A 17302-nucleotide genomic window follows, 5' to 3' on the forward strand; every position below is an offset into this window, starting at 1 on the left:
TCGCTGCCCGCCACTGGCGGGCGCCGCGAATCGAAGAACCCCGCCATTGGCGGGGTTTTTTACGTTAGCCTCCCCGGCGGCTGCCGATCTGCCGCAGTCGGTTACCCTCGAAGCGCAGAAAATGCAGCATCCCATTGTTCGGCCCGTAGACCCATTCCTCGACGGCCACCTCCTGTCGATAGCCGTATTCGTCAAGCACTTCCTTGTAGCCCAGCTGTGCGCTGCTGGCTGGCTCGCCGCATTTGGCGAGCACTTCCGCCGTGGTCGCATCGAGGCTCACCAGGCGGCTATTGCAGCGATAGGTTGAGGATGCCTGGGCATGCAGGCTGCCCAGCAACAGGCAGAGCAGCAGGGGCAATGCGCGACGATGCATCGGTGCCTCCAGGTGCTTCAATTGGCGCGGCGGGTTTCGATGCGAACCAGGCGGTTCCCTTCGAATGTCAGGATGCTGAGCATACCGTTGCGTGGTCCATAGACCCATTCTTCCAATCTGAATTCCTGCCGGTCGTTCCGGCTGAGGCTGTAGCCGACCAGGTCGCGGTGTTGCGGCACGCCGCACTTGCGTTCGACCTCGAACGCGCGGTCGCCGGTGGTGACCAACTGGCTGCCGCAGCGCAGTGTGTCGGCCTGGGCACTGGCGGCAGCGATCAGCAGGACAGCAGCACCGAGGCGGTAGTACAGGTTCATCAGTCGCTCCCCAGATGCAGTACGGTCGCTACCTGGCCATTATCCGCCTCTTCAGTCGTTCCGGTGTCCAGCAGGTACACGCTCGGACTCCAGGCCCGCGTCGACCAGGTAGCCCTTGATCGCGGCGGCCCGCTCGCGGCTCAGACGGCGTAGCAGGGCGGCATTGTCAGACCAGGAGTCGATTACCGCCTGGCGCATCCGCTCGGCGCGTTGTTCATCGTCCAGCTCCTTCCACTCGGCTGGCGGCTGCTGATTGAGCCGGCTGCGATAGATGCCTTCCAGCAACGGCGCTTCCTCGCTCGTTTCGATGCGAATCTCCGCCGGGTCTGGCGGAACCTTGTCGCCACGACGCTGCAGGATGCGGTACTGGGTTTCCCGAAACTCCTGCTGCAACCGCTGCTCGGCCAGCATCGGGCCATCGATGGCGGCGTTAGCCATGCCTTCAACCTCAAGCCGCAGGGCCGGGCGCTCCACCAGTGCCGCGGCCAGCGTATCCAGTGTCTCGCGCGCGTTGCCGTCCAGCTCGCTGCTGGCGCCTGCAAAGGCGACGTGGCTGAGGTCGGCATCGCCACCCCCGGCCAGGCCGGCGATGAACTTGAACGGCGCCTGGGCCGCCCGCACCACCAGGTTGCGCAGCGTCTGCCAGACGATCGGCATGACGCTGAACTCGGGATCGTTCAGGTTGCCCTGAACCGGCAGCTCGATGGAAATGGTGCCCTTGCTGTCCTTGAGCAAGGCCACCGCCAGGCGCACGGGCAGGTCCACGGCATCGGGACTGTCGACCTTTTCGCCGAGCTGCAGCTGCTCCAGCACCACCTTGTTCTCGGCGTTCAGCCGTCCCTGCTCGATCCGGTAATGCAGATCCAGATTGAGGCGGCCCTTGCGGATGCGGTAGCCGGCGAACTTGCCGGAATACGGCGTGAGCGTGGTCAGCTCGACCTGGCGGAAGCTGGTGGCGATGTCCAGGCTCTGCAGCGGATCGAATGGCGTCAGACTGCCCTTGATGCTCACCGGCGCGTACTGGTCCACCTTGCCGGCGATGTTCACCGAGGCGGCTTTTTGCTCGCGATTGCTCAGGACGCCGATGTCACCATTGAGTGACTGGATGGCGGTAACGAACGGCGGGCGCAGGCTGAAGTCGGCGAAGTTGGCCGAACCGTCGGCGATGTTGATCCCGCCGATGCGGATGGCCAGCGGTTCCGCGGCCTGCTGCTCGGATGCGTCTTGGGCAGCCGATTCGTCACGCTTGACCAGCAGGTCGTTGAGGTTGGTACTCAGATCCGGGTTGACGACGAAGCGCGCGTACGGCTGGCGCAGATCGATCCGCTCGATGTCCAGGCTGCGCGGATGCTGGTAGCCCAGGCCGCTGAGCTGCAGTCGCTGCCACTTCACGAAGTCGCGGTTGTTGATGGTGTCGAGCGTATGCAGCTGGGTCGCATCGACGCTGCCGCGTACGCTGAAGGCCAACGGCTCGATACCCTGCAGGTCGACCTGTAGTTCGCTGCTGAGCATGCCGCTGCGCAGCTCCAGGCTCACCAGCGGGCTCAGGTAGGCCTGGGCGATGCGCAGGTCGATATCGCGGGTAGTTACCGCCAGCTGACCGCTGATCGGGTTGAGCTGCAGCGGCCCCTGGGCCTGGAGCGCCCCCTGCCTGCCGACCCCGGTGTCCAGCTTCAGCGAAAAGGGGCGATTTGCGAGGCTGTCGAAATCGCTGATGTCCAGGTTCAGCGGGCCGAGCTCGAGCTGGACCTCATCGTCCGGCACGCGATCGGCCAGGTGCATGCGGTAATCGCGCAGCTGGGCATCGTGCAGCAAGACTTGCCACGGTTCGCCGGCTGTCTGGGCTTCGCTGTCCGCGGTCTGCTCGTCAGCATTCGACGGGCTCGGGCCCGCGGCGAACAGTTTCTGCCAGTCCAGCTCGCCATCGGCCTCGCGGGCGGCCCAGGTTTCCAGATGGCGGCTGCGCAGCTTGCCGATGCTGACCTGACGCCTGGCCAGGTCCAGCGTCGTTTCGCTCAGCTCGAGCCGCTCCAGGCGAACCAGCTTGCGCCCGTCCGGGCTGTCGAGGGCCAGCGGGGCCACGGCGGCCTTGGCGCTGTCCAGTCTCAGGGCCAGGCCGTCGCTGAGGTCGAGGTGGTAGCGGGTACTCAGGTCGATACTGCCCTCTCGAAGAACCAGTGGCGCCGCGTCGCGCACGTACGGCCAGAAGTCCTTCAGCGGCAGTTTGCTGACCTGCAGTTGGCCGCGCGAGGCCAGCGGTTGCAGGTTGAGGTCGCCTTGCCAGTCGATGCGTCCGCCGCTTGCACCTGTGGCGGTGAGGCGGGCGTCGGCGCTGCCGTCCGTGCGGGTGGCAAGGTTGTGCAGCTCGAGGTCCAGCGAGTCGTAGACCAGCTCGATGGGCTCACTTGGGCGCCGATCACGGAAGGCGAGGTGTCCGCGCACCAGTTGCAACTGGTCGATACGCAGCGGGAAGAGTTCGCGCTCGTCGTCGGCAGATGGCTGCGTTTCGGGGACATCGAACAGCTGGCCGAGGTTCAGGGTGCCGTCCTCGGCGAAGAGCACCTCGGCGTGCGGCGCTACCAGCTGTACGGCGGCCAGGTGCAGCGTGCGTTGCCAGAGGCTGTTCCACTGCAGGTCGAGGTAGAGTCGCTCGAAGGCCAGCTGGCGATCGTCCTGCGCGCCGATGCGCAGGTCGAACAGGGTGAGTTCGAGGCTGAAGGGATTGAATTCGATGCGCTGCAGGCTGGCCGGTACGGTGGCGTAGTTGGCCAATTGCTGATTGGCGATGCGCTGGGCGATACCCGGCAGGATCAGGAAGCCAAGCAGGCTGTAGCAGATCAGCACGAGCGCCACGCCGGTGAACGCTCGCTTCATTCCATTGGGCATGACCGGAAGTATTCCTGGCGGATGGATGCCTTGGAGTATGGCATGGCCAGGCGGTTCCCCGAATCGAGCGATACCGGCAATGCGCTCAAAGCCGCAGAATCAGGGTCTTGAGTGGGGGCAGCCCGTCATGGGAAGGGAAGTCCGCCGCCGGTGTTAGCACTTGCCATTCACGTACCGGCCGGCCCGCCTTGTCGGCGCAACGCAGCACCTGCGTCCGCCATTCGTCCATCGGCACCTTCGCCAGGTTGTTGCAACAGATCAGCACGCCGCCTTCGGCGGTGGTCAGCAATGCCGGTTTCAGCAGGCTCTGGTAGTCGCGCAGCAGGTCCACCGTGCCGAAGGCGCTGCGTGCCCAGGCCGGAGGGTCGAGCAGTACCAGATCGAACTGGCGCTGCTCGAGGCGAGGGTAGTCGGGCAGGGCGCGGCCGCGCCTGGAAGCCACCGGCAGTCCGGCGAGTTGGCGGATCGCCGGGAAATAGTCGGAGTGGACGAAGCGCATCGGTGCCAGCGCCGGGTTCAGCGCTGCATTCTCCCTGCCCACGGCGAGATTGCGCTCGGCGAAGTCGAGGTTCCAGACATCCCGGGCGCCACCCGCCGCAGCGCAGAGCCCGACGCCGCAGGTATAGGAAAACAGGTTGAGCACCGACTTTCCGGCACTGTGTTGCTTGACCCAGCCGCGAGCGTTGCGCAGGTCGAGGAACAGCAGCGGGTCCTGGCCGTCGTGGCGCCCGCGTACGCGGTAGGCGAGCCCCCATTCATGACCGACCTGATCGGCCAGCGCGGCGGCGTCCGGCTGGTACGCCGCGTGGCTGCGGTCGATGCGCGAGTTGCCCTGCGAGCGGTCGTTGTAGACGAGCTGCAGCGGCAGTTCGAGCGAGTCCATGGCCAGCTCATGGATGCGCAGCAACGCATCCGCTGCAAGCGTCTGGTGAAAGCTCTGCACCATTAGCTGCGGCCCGTAGCGATCCACCGTCAGGCCGGCAGCGCCTTCCTGGCTGCCATGGAACAGGCGGTAGCAATCGGTGCCCTGCTGGTGCAGCTGGTCGAGCAGTGGGCGGCGGCGATCGAAGGCGGCGCGCAGCGCCTGGTCTGGAGAGGGCATGCGCGCGGCTCGAAAAAGGAGGGGGCGCAGTCTAGCAAGAAATGCGGCGCGACAACCGCTGCTAGCGTGGTGGCAGGCCCATGCGGCGGCGCGCGCGGTGCACCGAGGCACTGCGCACCGCCCAGCGCAGCACCGGCGCCGTACGGCGTACCCCGCTGCGAATCAGCTGGCGACGGGTGTCGCTCAGCGGTGGGCCGAACATTGCTGAGGCCCATTCCGGCAGCAGTTCGATACCGGCATGTAGCATCAGCGTGCCGAACGGCCGCAGCAGTGGGCTCGGCGCCGGAGCGGTGCGCAGTATCTGCAGAATCTCCAGTGCGCGCGCGTCGATCTGCAGCTGCGGACGGAGGCGTTCGAGGTACGTCTCGACCTCGGCGCGCGAACGTGGCACGCCTTCTGCGCCGAGGCGCTCGGCGATCAGCGCGACTTCGGCGTAGTAACGATCCTGGTCGGCTGTGCTGAGGTCAGGGTCGCGGTAACGCAGGTGCGACTTGAGGAAACTGCTGACCTCGGCGACGTGCACCCAGGTCAGCAGCTCGGGGTCGTAAGCGGCATAGGCTCGGCCATCCGGCGCCGTGCCGGTCACGCTCAGGTGGATGCGTCGTACCCGTTCGATCAGGCGCTCGGCATCAGCATGGCTGCCGAAGGTGGTGGCGGAAATGAACTGCCCGGTGCGCCGCAGTCGGCCGAGCAGGTCCTCGCGGAAGTTCGAATGATCCCATACCCCGGCCAGGGCCAGCGGGTGCAGGGCCTGCAGCAGCAACGCGGAGATTCCGCCAACCATCATCGAGGTGAAATCACCATGCACCCGCCAGCAGATCGAATCGGGACCGAAGAGCCCGGGGTCGCCCGGCGGGTTCTCGTAGTCCACCCCGCCGATGGCCAGGCCGGTGAGACTGAGCACGCGTGCTTCGATAGGACGACGGATGAATTCCATGGTGACGGCGCTGCAGGCTTGGGAGCTGGCGATGTTACCCGATCAGGCGCCGACGGCCGCGGGCAGGGCAGGGTGCACGCGACGGAAGGGGACCGGACGCTGCAGCAGCGTCCGGTCAGCAGGTGCGTTCAACCGCGATGACGGCCGCGGAAGAAGTCGATCAGGCCCTGAGTCGAGGCGTCTTCTGCCGGCGCCGCATCGAAGCGGGTCATCTGGTTGTAAACGGCCTTGCCCAGCTCCTTGCCCAGCTCGACGCCCCACTGGTCGAAGGAGTTGATGCCCCAGATCACGCCCTGGACGAAGACCTTGTGCTCGTACAGCGCGATGAGCGCGCCGAGACGGCCGGGGCTGATGGTTTCCATCACCAGGGTGTTGCTCGGTCGGTTGCCCGGAATCACCTTGTGCGGCGCCAGGCGCTGGACTTCGGCCTCGCTCAGGCCCTTGGCACGCAGTTCGGCTTCGGCTTCCTCGCGGGTCTTGCCGAGCATCAGCGCCTGGCTCTGCGACAGGCAGTTGGCATAGAGCCATTCGTGGTGATCGGCTACCGGATTGTGACTGACGACCGGCACGATGAAGTCGGCTGGAATCAGCGGCGTGCCCTGGTGCAACAGCTGGTGGTAGGCGTGCTGGCCGTTGGCACCGACACCGCCCCAGATCACCGGCCCGGTGCTGCAGGACACTGGCGTGCCATCCTGGCGCACGCTCTTGCCGTTGGATTCCATGTCCATCTGCTGCAGGTGTTTGACGAAGTTGCGCAGGTAGTGGTCATAGGGCAGGAAGGCATAGCTCTGCGCGCCCCAGAAGTTGTGGTACCAGATGCCGAGCATCGCCAGCAGCACCGGCATGTTGCTTTCGAACGGCTCGCTGAGGAAATGCTGGTCCATGCTGTAGGCGCCGGAGAGCAGGTCCTTGAAGTTGGACATGCCGATGGCCAGGGCGATGGGCAGGCCGATCGCCGACCACAGCGAGTAGCGCCCGCCGACCCAGTCCCACATGGGGAAGATGTTCTTCTCGCGAATGCCGAAGTCGACGGCCGCCTGCTTGTTGCTGGTCACGGCGATGAAGTGGCGGTAGAGCTTTTCCTCGGTGCCGCCCTTGCCCAGGTACCAGTTTCGGGCCGCCTGGGCGTTCTTCAGCGTCTCGAGGGTGCCGAAGGTCTTGCTGGAGATGATGAACAGCGTGGTCTCGACATTCAGCTTGGCGGTCACCTCGCGGAATTCGCTGCCGTCGATGTTGGCCAGGTAGTGCGTCCGCACGCCGTGCTGGGTGAACGGCAGCAGCGCCTCGGAGACCAGCTGTGGGCCGAGGAACGAGCCACCGATGCCGATGTTCACGACGTCGGTGATGGTCTTGTCGCTGAAGCCGCGCCACAAGTTGTTGTGGATGCGTGTGACGATGTCGGTCATCTGTGCCAGGGCGGTGTGCACGTCGCGCATGATGTTCTTGCCGTCGACCATCACCGAGTCGCCCATGGGACGGCGCAGGGCCGTGTGCAGCACCGGGCGATTCTCCGACGCATTGATCCGTTCGCCCTCGAACATGGCGCGGGCAGCCTGCTCGACGCCGGCCTCGCGGGCCAGGTTGACCAGCAGGGTGCGGGTCTGCGGGGTGATGAGGTTCTTCGAATAGTCGAGGAACAGGCCGCTGCAGGAAACCGACAGGTCATCGAAGCGCGTCGGGTCGGCCTTGAAGGCCTCGCGCATGCTGAAGTGCTGCATGGCCAGGCGGTGTTCTTCCAGGGCCTTCCAGGACGGCAGGCCGGTGACATCGAGCGGATGCTGGTAATAGCTCATGGTGATGCGGCTTCCTTTGCTTTGACAGGCCGCTGAACCCCGGGAATTCGCGCAGCGAGCGCGCCATGATTGCCTCGGGATTCAGTGATGTGTATGACCGTGCGGGCACGCCGGCACTCGTTCCTGAATGCTGCGGATGCTGGCCGAACCCGGCTTTCACCGAGCCGGTGAGGCACATCCTATGCCATCAGAGACAGCTCAGACAGGGAAAACCCCTGCTGCGTTCCGGGCTTTCGCCGTCTATTCTGCCCGCGCTCATGCCGCATCCCAACCGCTGTCGCCCAGCCCCAACGAAAAAGCCCGAAGTGCGGAACACTTCGGGCTTGGATTCAATGCAGGCGTGGGGCCGGGCTCAGGCCACCTGCACCGGAATCGCGTTGCTGGTATGGCTCAGTTCGCCGTCGGCGCCCATGTAGAGCACATGGGGTTTGAAGTTGGCCAGCTCGGCTTCGCTGTAGTGCGCATAGGCACAGATGATCAGTCGATGACCGACGCCGGCCTTGTGGGCGGCGGCGCCATTGACCGAGATGATCTTGGAGCCTTCCTCGCCGCGGATGGCGTAGGTGGTGAAGCGTTCGCCGTTGTCGACGTTGTAGATCTGGATCTGTTCGTATTCACGGATGCCGGCCAGGTCCAGCCACTCGCCGTCGATGGCGCAGGATCCTTCATAGTCGAGCACCGAGTGGGTTACCTGGGCGCGGTGCAGTTTGGCCTTGAGCATGATGGCGTGCATGGCGGGGTCCTCCGGGTGCGCAAGCGGCGCAGAGTGTGCCCGAAGCCTCGAACGCGATCAAGGCTGCAGGCAATTGGCAGGGATCAGGCCGATGTGCGGAGGTCGACCAGCAGGTTGTCGATCAGCCGCGTCTTGCCCAGATAGGCCGCCGCGAGAATGACCAACTCGCTGGAGGCGTCGGTGACCGGCTGCAGGTCGATGGAATTGCGGATGTCCAGGTAGTCCGGACGCAGGCCGGCGTTGCGCAGCGCATCCAGACCTTCGTCGATCAGCGCGGGAAGGTCCCGACGACCGCCCTGGAGCGCATCCCTGAGCTGGTTCAGCGTGCGATAGAGGACAGGCGCCGTGGCGCGTTCGTCGGCGCTCAGGTAACCGTTGCGCGAGGACAGTGCCAGGCCGTCGTCGGCCCGCACGGTCGGTTCGGAGAGGATCTGCACCGGCATGTTCAGGTCGCGCACCATGGTGCGGATCACCGCCAGCTGCTGGAAATCCTTCTGGCCGAACACGGCGAGGTCCGGCAGGACCATGTTGAACAGCTTGCTCACCACCGTGGAGACACCGTCGAAATGACCGGGACGACTGCCGCCGCAGAGGCCTTCGGATACGCCGGGTACGCGCACGATGGTCTGGTTGGCCTGGCCGTGGGGGTACATCTCCTCCACGCTGGGCGCGAAGAGCAGGTGGCAGCCGGCGTCGAACAGCTTTTCCTGGTCCGCCGCGAGCGTACGCGGGTAGTTGTCCAGGTCCTCGTTGGGACCGAACTGCAGCGGATTGACGAAGATGCTGGCGACCACGAAGTCGGCGCGCTGGCCGGCTTTCTTCACCAGCGCGATATGACCGGCGTGGAGGTTGCCCATGGTCGGCACGAAACCGATGCGTTTGCCCTCGCCGCGCGCGCGGGCGACCGCGGCGCGCAGGTCGGCGATGGTCTTGACGACGTTCATGCGGAGAAACCGTGTTCGGCTGCGGGGAATTCGACGGCCTTGACCGCCTTGACGTAGCCGGCGATGGCCGCGGGGATGTCGCCGTGCTCGCGCATGAAGTTCTTCACGAACTTCGGCACGCGGCCGCTGAGCGACAGTCCGAGCATGTCATGCAGGACCAGCACCTGGCCGTCGGTATCGCTGCCGGCGCCGATGCCGATCACCGGGATCTGCACGGCCCGGGTGATGCGCGCGGCCAGTTCGCTGGGGACGCATTCGAGCAGCAGCATGGCGGCGCCGGCTGCTTCCAGCGACTTGGCGTCCTCCAGCATCTGCTGCGCCTGGGCTTCTTCGCGTCCCTGCACCTTGTAACCGCCGAACAGATTGACCGCCTGCGGGGTCAGCCCCATATGCGCGCACACCGGGGTGCCGCGGTCGGCCAGCAGGCGGATCGACTCGGCCAGCCAGGCGGTGCCCTCGAGCTTGATCATGTGGGCGCCGGCCTGCATCAGCAGCGCCGAATTGTTCAGGGTCTGCTCGGTGGTCGCGTTGGCCATGAACGGCAGGTCGGCGACGATCATCGCGCCGCGGTTGCCACGCTTGACGCTGGCAGTGTGGTAGGCCATATCGGCGACGGTGACCGGCAGGGTGCTGTCGTGACCTTGCAGGACCATGCCGAGCGAGTCGCCGATCAGCAGCATCTCGACGCCTGCATCGCAGGCCGTCTTGGCGAAGGTGGCGTCATAGCAGGTGAGCATGACGATCTTCTCGCCCTTCTGCTTGAGCCCTTGCAGCGTGGTCAGGGTTACGTCTGGCATGAATGCCGTCCTCTTCGAGCCTCGGAGGTCAGGATTGCCGGGCGGTGCACCGGAAGGGTGCTACGGCCGCAGGTGGCAGAGGGCGCTTATAGTCCCGGCGGCGGCAGAGTAAGTCAATCGCGAGTGTTACCTGCGCGTTACGTTCGTTACCGCGCAGGTGACACTCGTATTGGTGAGCCGCTCCAGCCCGCGGAACGGGCAGGCCGCGAGCAGGTTGACGAGCCGTCGCCCATCGGGCAGTACCAGCTCCGGCGGAGCGATCTCGGCCAGCGGGTAGAGCACGAACGCCCGAGCCTGCATGTGATAGTGCGGAACCTGGAGGCGCGGCTGGTCGATCAGTCGCTCGCCGAACAGCAGGATATCCAGGTCCAGGGTGCGCGGGCCCCAGCGTTCGGCCTTGCGTTCGCGGCCCTGCGCCAGTTCGATGCGCTGCAGGGCATCGAGCAGCGCCAGCGGCTCGAGGTCGGTCTCCAGTGCCGCAACCGCGTTGACGTAGCGTGGCTGGTCGGCGGGCCCGAGCGGGTCGCTGGCATAGAGGGAGGAGACTGCAGCCAGCCTGCTACCTGGCAGCTCGGCCAGAGCCTGCAGGGCACCACGCAGCTGCTGCTGGGGATCGGCCAGGTTGCTGCCCAGGCCGATGTAGACGCGCTCCATCTCAGTCGGCCGGGTTGGCGGCATCGCCCGGCGTGCGGCGACGGCGACCGCCACGGCGGCGTTTCTTGGCCGCGCCGGCGTCATCCTTGCCGCTGAGGCCGCGGATCATGTTGCGCCGCTCGCTGTCGTTGGCTTCCTGATAGTCGGTCCACCAGTCGCCAAGGCCGCCGGTCTTCTCGCCCGCGCTTTCGCGCAGCAGGAGAAAGTCGTAGCCAGCGCGGAAGCGCGGATTCTCCAGAAGCTGGTCGGCACGGCGGCCCTGCCGGCGCGGCAGGCGTTCCTGCATGTCCCAGATCTCGCGCATGGGGATGGTGAAGCGCTTGGGAATCGCGGTGCGCTGGCACTGCTCCCAGATGATGTCGTGGGCGGCTTCCTGCATCGCCGGAATCGGCGGCATGCCGCGGTCCTGCAGCTCCAGTACGCGGGCCGGCAGGGCAGGCCAGAGCAGGGCGGCGAAAAGGAACGCGGGCGTCACCGGCTTGCCCTGCTGGATGCGCAGGTCGGTGTTGGCCAGCGCGTTGCGGATCAGCGTGCCGGCATACTCGGGGTTGCGCTCCAGCGCGGCGGCGCTGGCGGGGAACAGCGGCGCAAACAGGTCGTATTCGAGCAGCAGCTCGAAGGTTCGCTCGGCCTTGCCGCCGAGGAACAGCTTGAGCGTCTCGTCGAACAGGCGGGCCGAGGGGATGCCGTCGAGCAGCTCGGCCAGGTCGGCGATGGGCTCGGCACTGTGGCGTTCGATTTCGAAGTCGAGCTTGGCGGCGAAGCGCACCGCGCGGAGCATGCGTACCGGGTCTTCCTGGTAGCGCTGCTCGGGATCGCCGATCAGGCGGATCAGGCGATTGCGGATGTCGTGCACGCCGCGGGTGTGGTCGAGGATGCGCTCGCTGGTCGGGTCGTAGTACAGCGCATTGATGGTGAAGTCCCGGCGCTGGGCGTCGTCCTCGAGCGTGCCATAGACGTTGTCGCGCAGGATGCGCCCGCTCTCGTTGCGCGAGGCCAACTGGCTGGCATCCTCGTCGTCTTCTTCCGGGTGGTTGGCGCGGAAGGTGGCGACTTCGATGATCTCGCGGCCGAAGTGCACGTGGACGAGCTTGAAGCGCCGGCCGATCACGCGTGCGTTGCGAAACTCGGCACGGACCTGTTCCGGGGTCGCACTGGTGGCGACGTCGTAATCCTTGGGATTGAGCTGCAGCAACAGATCGCGCACACAGCCACCCACGACATAGGCCTCGTAGCCGGCCTGCTGCAGGCGCTCGACCACGCTCACCGCATGACGGCTGATCTCGTTGCGATGCAGGGAATGCTGCCGGCTGGACAGAATTTCAGGTGTGCGACGGGGATGCGGGATGCGGCGCAGCGGAAGACGAAAAGACTGGAACAGCTTTTTCAGCATGAGGGGCAACTGTGTGGCGGAATGACGGGCCGGCGTCGCGAAAGCCGCGAAACCTGCGCGGATTCTAGCACCGGGACTGCCGGATGGTGAACGAAGCGCAGGGTAGTGTCAAAAAGCTTCGCGTGTAGCGTGACGAGGGTTCTGCCTGGTGCAACGCGGAAGGAAATGTCTGGACGGGGCGTGCGGAAGGAAACCGCGGAGCCAGATAGCACTGAGGGGAGCCGAAGCTCCCCTCTGAATAATGTCGCGTGCTTATTTATTGTTATTGGTCTTCTCAGGCGTTGCTGTTCTTGTTGTTCGCCTGTCCTTCGGGCCGTGGCCGTCGGGAACGCTCCCACAGTGGGAGCCAATAGCAAACGGATTTCTTTGGTCGCTGACGTTGCCTTGATCTTCGATCCAACCAGTGCAGGGCCTGCTCGATGCAGTTTTTGTTGTTCTCGGCCTGGTCGTGGGGCGAACCCCGTGGCATGTCCTCTCCAAAAGAATCAGTTAGCTGCGCCTCCGCCTTCTTGTCGTTGTTTTGCTGGAGCCGTTACGTCTTGTTCTTATTGTGGGATCTGCTTGTTATTGTTGTTGTGCCATTAGGTAAGCAGTTGCCGTGCCAGTTTTAGGAAATCGTTATATTTCAATGATTTGTGATTTCCAGGCTTGGCGGAAGGCAAGAAAAAACCGGGGCGTCGTTACCGATGCTCCCGGTTTTTGTTACGAGCGATGCGCCGGCGGTAACAAATTACCCGGCGGCGCTACTGGACTTGCGCCGCGGAATGCCCAGGCGCTGACGGCGTTCCCACAGGCATTTGCGGCTGATGCCGAGCTTGCGCGCCAGTTCGGTCTCGGTCATGTGGTCCTGATGCTCGAGCACGAAATGCTGGAAGTAGTCCTCCAGCGAGAGATCCTCGGTCGGCTCGTTGCCACCGGCGATACCGCGGATGCCGCCGAGTGAATCTTCTTCGAATTCATCGTCCAGCTCGTCGAGTTCGATATCGATGCCCAGCAGCTCGGCGTCGATCTCCGGGCTCTCGCTGAGGATCGCCGCGCGCTCGATGGCGTTTTCCAGTTCGCGCACGTTGCCGGGCCAGGAGTAGTGACGAATCGCCTGTTCGGCGTCGCGCGAGAAGCGCATCTCGTCGCTGCTCATGCGTTCGCCCTGGCGCGCCAGGAACGCCTTGGCGATTTCGAGCACGTCGTTGCCGCGCTCGCGCAGCGGCGGCAGCTTGAGCGCGATCACGTGCAGGCGGTAATAAAGGTCTTCGCGGAACTGGCCGGTCTTGGCCAGGGTTTTCAGGTCGCGGTGGGTGGCGGCGATCAGACGCACATCGACCTTCTGCGACTGCACCGAGCCGACGCGGCGGATCTCACCTTCCTGCAGTACGCGCAGCAGGCGCGCCTGGGCTTCCAGTGGCAGTTCGCCGATCTCGTCGAGGAACAGGGTGCCGCCATCGGCTGCCTCGACCAGGCCGGCGCGACCGGCGCTGGCCCCGGTGAAGGCCCCCTTCTCGTGGCCGAACAGCTCGGATTCGATCAGGGTTTCCGGAATGGCCGCGCAGTTCACCGAGATCATCGGCGCCTTGGCGCGTCGCGAGAGATTGTGCAGTGCCCGCGCCACCAGTTCCTTGCCGGTGCCCGACTCGCCCTGGATCAGCACGTTGGAATCGGTGGGGGCGACCTTGCGGATCTTGCTGAACAGGTCCTGCATCGGTGCGCAGTGGCCGATGATGCCGATGTCGCCCTGTGCCGCGTCGCTTGGGGCGCTGCCATTGCCACGGCTCGGCTGAGCGAGGGCTGCGGCGCTCTGCTGATGATCCTGAAGGATGCGCGCCACGGTCTGCAGCATTTCGTCGTGGTCGAAGGGCTTGGCGATGTAGTCCACCGCGCCCATCTTCATGGAGTCCACCGCCGAGCGCAGGCTGGCGTAGCTGGTCATGATCAGCACCGGTGTGCCTTCGGCCAGTTTGATCAGTTCGGTGCCGGGTGCGCCGGGCAGTCGCAGGTCGCTGACGATGAGGTCGAAACCCGGGATGCTGTAGCGCTCCTGTGCTTCCTGCACCGAGCCGGCTTCGCTGACCTCGTACTGGTTGCGTTCGAGGAGGCGCCGCAGGGCTGAGCGGATGATGGTTTCGTCTTCGACGATCAGTATGTGTGACATCAGTACTCTCTCGACGGTCTGGAGGCAGAACCGGCGCCGGGCCGGTACGGCAGTCGCCTCTTCAACTTACGGCGTGTGACGCTTCGACATGCCGCGGCAGGGTGATGCGAAAACGGGTGCCGCGTTGCGTTTCCGGGTCAGCCGGGCTGTCGATATCGATCTGGCCATAATGCTCTTCAATGATCGAATAGACCAGCGCGAGGCCCAGGCCCGTGCCTTCGCCCGGGTCCTTGGTGGTGAAGAACGGCTCGAACAGGCGGTCCTGGATCTCTTTCGGAATGCCGCTGCCTTCGTCCTCCACGGTCAGATAGACCGTCTGCTCAGCCACGTCGCTGGTCACCCGGATCACGCCACCGGGCGGCGATGCGTCGCGGGCGTTGGACAGCAGGTTGATCAGCACCTGCGCCAGGCGTTGCGGGTCCCCCTCGGCCACATGATCGGGATGGCACAGGTTGAGGAACTGCACCTCGGTGCGGTTGCGGTTGAGCGAGAGCAGGCCGATGGCGTCCTGGGTGACCTGTGCCAGGCTCACCGGATAGAGCTGGTGCTGGCGTTCGCCGGCATGGGCGAAGCTCATCAGCGACTGCACGATGCGCGACACGCGCTTGGTCTGCTCGATGATCTGCGCGCTGATTTCGACGATCTCGCCGTCGCCTTCGCGCTCGTCCCGCAGGTTCTGCGCCAGACAGGCGATGCCGGTGATCGGGTTGCCGATTTCGTGCGCCACGCCGGCGGCCAGGCGGCCGATGCTGGCCAGACGCTCGGAATGCACCAGGCGGTCTTCCAGCTGCTGGGTCTCGGTCAGGTCCTCGACCAGCAGGACCAGGCCGCTGTTGCCGGGCGCCAGCGGCTCGGCGATGGCTGCCTTGTGCAGGTTGAGGCAGCGGCGATGGCCGTTGTGCGCCAGGCGCTGCTTGTGCAGGTGTTCGTCGGGCTGCTCGATGAAGTCGCCCAGCAGGCTGCGCCAGGGTTCGGCGATGGTCGACAGGCGCGAACCGACGACCTGCAGCGCGGGAATTTCGGTCAGCTCTTCGAGGGCGCGATTCCACATGAGAATTTCCTGATCCTTGGCCAGCGAGCAGACCCCCATGGGCAGCTCCTGCAGCGTCTGCCGGTGATAGCGGCGCAGCGCGTCGAGTTCGGCGGCCAGGCCGGTCAGGCGCGAGTGATACTCCTCCAGGCGGTTCTCGATGAAGTGGATGTCTTCGGTGATGTAGCCCTCGGCGCCGTTCTTGTACGGCAGGAAGTTCTCGACGATGTCCTGGGCCACGCTGGGCCCCATCAGCCCGGACAGGTTGGCTTCGATGCGATCACGCAGGCGGCGCAGGGCATAGGGACGGTGCTCGTCGAACGGCAGCTGCAGATCGCGCAGTGCCTGCTCCACTTCGCGCTGCGCGGTCTTGGCGCCCAGGGGCTTGGCCAGCTGGGTGGCGAACTCCTGTGGCGAGGCGGCCATCAGTTCACGCCGCTGCGGCCGGCGCACGTTTTCCACCGCACAGGCCTCGGCGGCGCTCTGCTCCTCGGGGCTGGTCTCGCTGAAGATCGAGAACAGCGAGAAGGCCAGCACGTTGACCGCCAGCGAAGCGATTGCCGCCAGGTGCCAGCTGGTGTCGTCGAGTACGTAGACCACGTTGAACAGCGGGATATAGAAACCATCCAGATTGCCCACCAGGGGCAGCAGCATGGTCACCATCCAGACGCCGATGCCGGCCAGCAGGCCGGCGATGTAGCCGCGGCGGTTGGCGGTCGGCCAGTAGAGCACCGAGAGCACGCCCGGCAGGAACTGCAGGGTGGCAACGAAGGCGACGATGCCCAGGTTGGACAGGTCCTGCTCGGCGCCGAGCAGCAGGTAGAACCCGTAACCGGCCAGGATGATGGCGAAGATCAGGCTGCGTCTGGTCCATTTCAGCCAGCGGTAGATGTTGCCCTCGCTGGAGGGTTGATAGAGCGGCAGCACCAGATGGTTGAGCGCCATGCCGGACAGCGCCAGGGTGCTGACGATGATCAGCCCGCTGGAGGCCGACAGCCCGCCGACGAAGGCCAGCAGCGCCAGGGTTTCGCTCTGTGCGGTGAGGCCGAGGCCGAGGGTGAAGTATTCGGGGTTGGTGCTGACGCCCAGCTTAAGGCCGGCCCAGAGGATCAGCGGCACGGCCAAACTCATCAGCAGCAGGTACAGCGGCAATCCCCAGCTGGCGCTGACCAGCCCGCGCGGGTTGAGGTTCTCGGTGAACGTCATGTGATACATGTGTGGCATGACGATGGCCGAGGCGAAGAACACCAGCAGCAGGGTGCGCCACGGGCCTTCCTGCAGCGGCGTGTGCAACGCCTGCAGCGCCGACTGGTTCTGCAGCAGCCAGATCTCCAGTTGGTGCGGGCCACCGAAGACCACGTACAGGGCGTACAGGCCGATGGCACCGAAGGTCACGAGCTTGACGATCGATTCGAAGGCGATGGCGAACACCAGCCCTTCGTGCTTCTCCCGCGTGGCGATGTGGCGGGCACCGAAGAGGATGGTGAACAGCATGATCATCAGGCAGTAGCCCAGCGCCACGCGCTCCTGCAGCGGCTCGAGAGTCAGGATGCCGATGGCGTCGGCGACCGCCTGGATCTGCAGGGCCAGCAGCGGCAGCATGCCGATCAGCATGACGATGGTGGTCAGCGCGCCGCTCCAGGTGCTGCGGAAGCGGAAGGCCACCAGGTCGGCCAGCGACGACAGCTGATAGGTACGAGTGATGCGCAGGATCGGGTAGAGCAGCACCGGCGCCAGCAGAAAGGCGCCGCACACGCCGAGATAGGTGGCGAGAAACCCATAGCCATACTGGTAGGCCAGGCCCACGGTGCCATAGAAGGCCCAGGCGCTGGCGTAGACGCCGAGCGAGAGGGTGTAGGTCAGCGGGTGGCGGATGATCCAGCGCGGGATCAGCCCGCGATCGCTGACCCAGGCCACGCCGAACAGCATGAACAGGTAGGCGGCGCTGATCAGGATCAGGTGGCTCAGGCTAAAGCTCGTCTGCATCACGCTGGCTCTGGAGAATGAAGGTCACCACGATCAGGATCAGCCACAGCAGATAGGGCCGATACCAGGCACCGTTGGGGTCGATCCACCAGTCCATGATGGCGGGGGAGAACAGGTAGATCCCCACCACCAGGAGCAGCACCAGTCGGTAGATATACATGCCGGGTCTCGTGTCGGAAGTGAGGGCGATGGTAGAGCAGCGGCACGCGGCAAG

13 protein-coding genes and 1 pseudogene are annotated in these 17302 nt (G+C 65.2%); all 14 read right to left on the minus strand.

Annotated elements, in window-relative coordinates; all coding sequences use genetic code 11:
* Positions 1 to 64 precede the first annotated feature (64 nt).
* The 14 genes and pseudogenes from VF716_RS12820 to VF716_RS12885 all read right to left on the minus strand — a co-directional run bounded on the left by VF716_RS12820 (position 65) and on the right by VF716_RS12885 (position 17248).
* On the minus strand, positions 65 to 373 hold the full coding sequence (locus tag VF716_RS12820; protein WP_011914366.1) for a DUF2845 domain-containing protein: 309 nt from the start codon (positions 371 to 373) through the stop codon (positions 65 to 67).
* A 17-nt stretch (positions 374 to 390) separates the two neighbouring features.
* Positions 391 to 687, minus strand: coding sequence for a DUF2845 domain-containing protein (locus VF716_RS12825; protein ID WP_011914365.1), 297 nt, complete (start codon positions 685 to 687; stop codon positions 391 to 393).
* Positions 687 to 3573: pseudogene (locus VF716_RS12830) on the minus strand (DUF748 domain-containing protein). The gene VF716_RS12825 and the pseudogene VF716_RS12830 overlap by 1 nt, the downstream one beginning before the upstream one ends.
* Positions 3574 to 3658: 85 nt before the next feature.
* Entirely contained in the window at positions 3659 to 4675 is a 1017-nt protein-coding gene (locus VF716_RS12835; RefSeq protein WP_045159905.1) for a class I SAM-dependent rRNA methyltransferase, read from the minus strand.
* Between the two features lie 61 nt (positions 4676 to 4736).
* Positions 4737 to 5612 carry an oxygenase MpaB family protein gene (locus VF716_RS12840; protein ID WP_013983867.1) on the minus strand — a complete coding sequence of 292 codons (876 nt, stop codon included), beginning with the start codon at positions 5610 to 5612 and terminating at the stop codon, positions 4737 to 4739.
* A 128-nt stretch (positions 5613 to 5740) separates the two neighbouring features.
* Positions 5741 to 7405 (minus strand): glucose-6-phosphate isomerase, encoded by a 1665-nt coding sequence (gene pgi, locus VF716_RS12845; protein WP_013983866.1) that lies wholly within the window; start codon positions 7403 to 7405, stop codon positions 5741 to 5743.
* Positions 7406 to 7757: 352 nt separating this feature from the next.
* Positions 7758 to 8138 carry an aspartate 1-decarboxylase gene (gene panD / locus VF716_RS12850; RefSeq protein WP_014597581.1) on the minus strand — a complete coding sequence of 127 codons (381 nt, stop codon included), beginning with the start codon at positions 8136 to 8138 and terminating at the stop codon, positions 7758 to 7760.
* An 83-nt stretch (positions 8139 to 8221) separates the two neighbouring features.
* On the minus strand, positions 8222 to 9082 hold the full coding sequence (panC, locus tag VF716_RS12855) for a pantoate--beta-alanine ligase (RefSeq protein WP_045633109.1): 861 nt from the start codon (positions 9080 to 9082) through the stop codon (positions 8222 to 8224).
* Positions 9079 to 9879 carry a 3-methyl-2-oxobutanoate hydroxymethyltransferase gene (gene panB / locus VF716_RS12860; protein WP_440552731.1) on the minus strand — a complete coding sequence of 267 codons (801 nt, stop codon included), beginning with the start codon at positions 9877 to 9879 and terminating at the stop codon, positions 9079 to 9081. Before panB ends, panC begins: the two co-directional genes overlap by 4 nt.
* Positions 9880 to 10005: 126 nt before the next feature.
* On the minus strand, positions 10006 to 10533 hold the full coding sequence (gene folK, locus VF716_RS12865) for a 2-amino-4-hydroxy-6-hydroxymethyldihydropteridine diphosphokinase (protein WP_026006594.1): 528 nt from the start codon (positions 10531 to 10533) through the stop codon (positions 10006 to 10008).
* 1 nt (position 10534) lies between these two features.
* On the minus strand, positions 10535 to 11926 hold the full coding sequence (locus tag VF716_RS12870) for a polynucleotide adenylyltransferase PcnB (RefSeq protein WP_017245555.1): 1392 nt from the start codon (positions 11924 to 11926) through the stop codon (positions 10535 to 10537).
* 730 nt (positions 11927 to 12656) lie between these two features.
* Positions 12657 to 14072, minus strand: a complete 1416-nt coding sequence (locus VF716_RS12875) for a sigma-54-dependent transcriptional regulator (protein ID WP_011914355.1) — start codon at positions 14070 to 14072, stop codon at positions 12657 to 12659.
* A gap of 61 nt (positions 14073 to 14133) precedes the next feature.
* The gene (locus tag VF716_RS12880; RefSeq protein ID WP_020307731.1) at positions 14134 to 17088 is read right to left on the minus strand and encodes a sensor histidine kinase; all 2955 of its coding nucleotides are present in this window, start codon (positions 17086 to 17088) and stop codon (positions 14134 to 14136) included.
* Positions 17072 to 17248 carry a hypothetical protein gene (locus VF716_RS12885; protein ID WP_003095129.1) on the minus strand — a complete coding sequence of 59 codons (177 nt, stop codon included), beginning with the start codon at positions 17246 to 17248 and terminating at the stop codon, positions 17072 to 17074. The genes VF716_RS12880 and VF716_RS12885 overlap by 17 nt, the downstream gene beginning before the upstream one ends.
* Between the last annotated feature and the right edge of the window lie 54 nt (positions 17249 to 17302).

Source organism: Stutzerimonas sp. Brlt_14 (assembly GCF_051948915.1).
GTDB lineage: Bacteria > Pseudomonadota > Gammaproteobacteria > Pseudomonadales > Pseudomonadaceae > Stutzerimonas > Stutzerimonas stutzeri.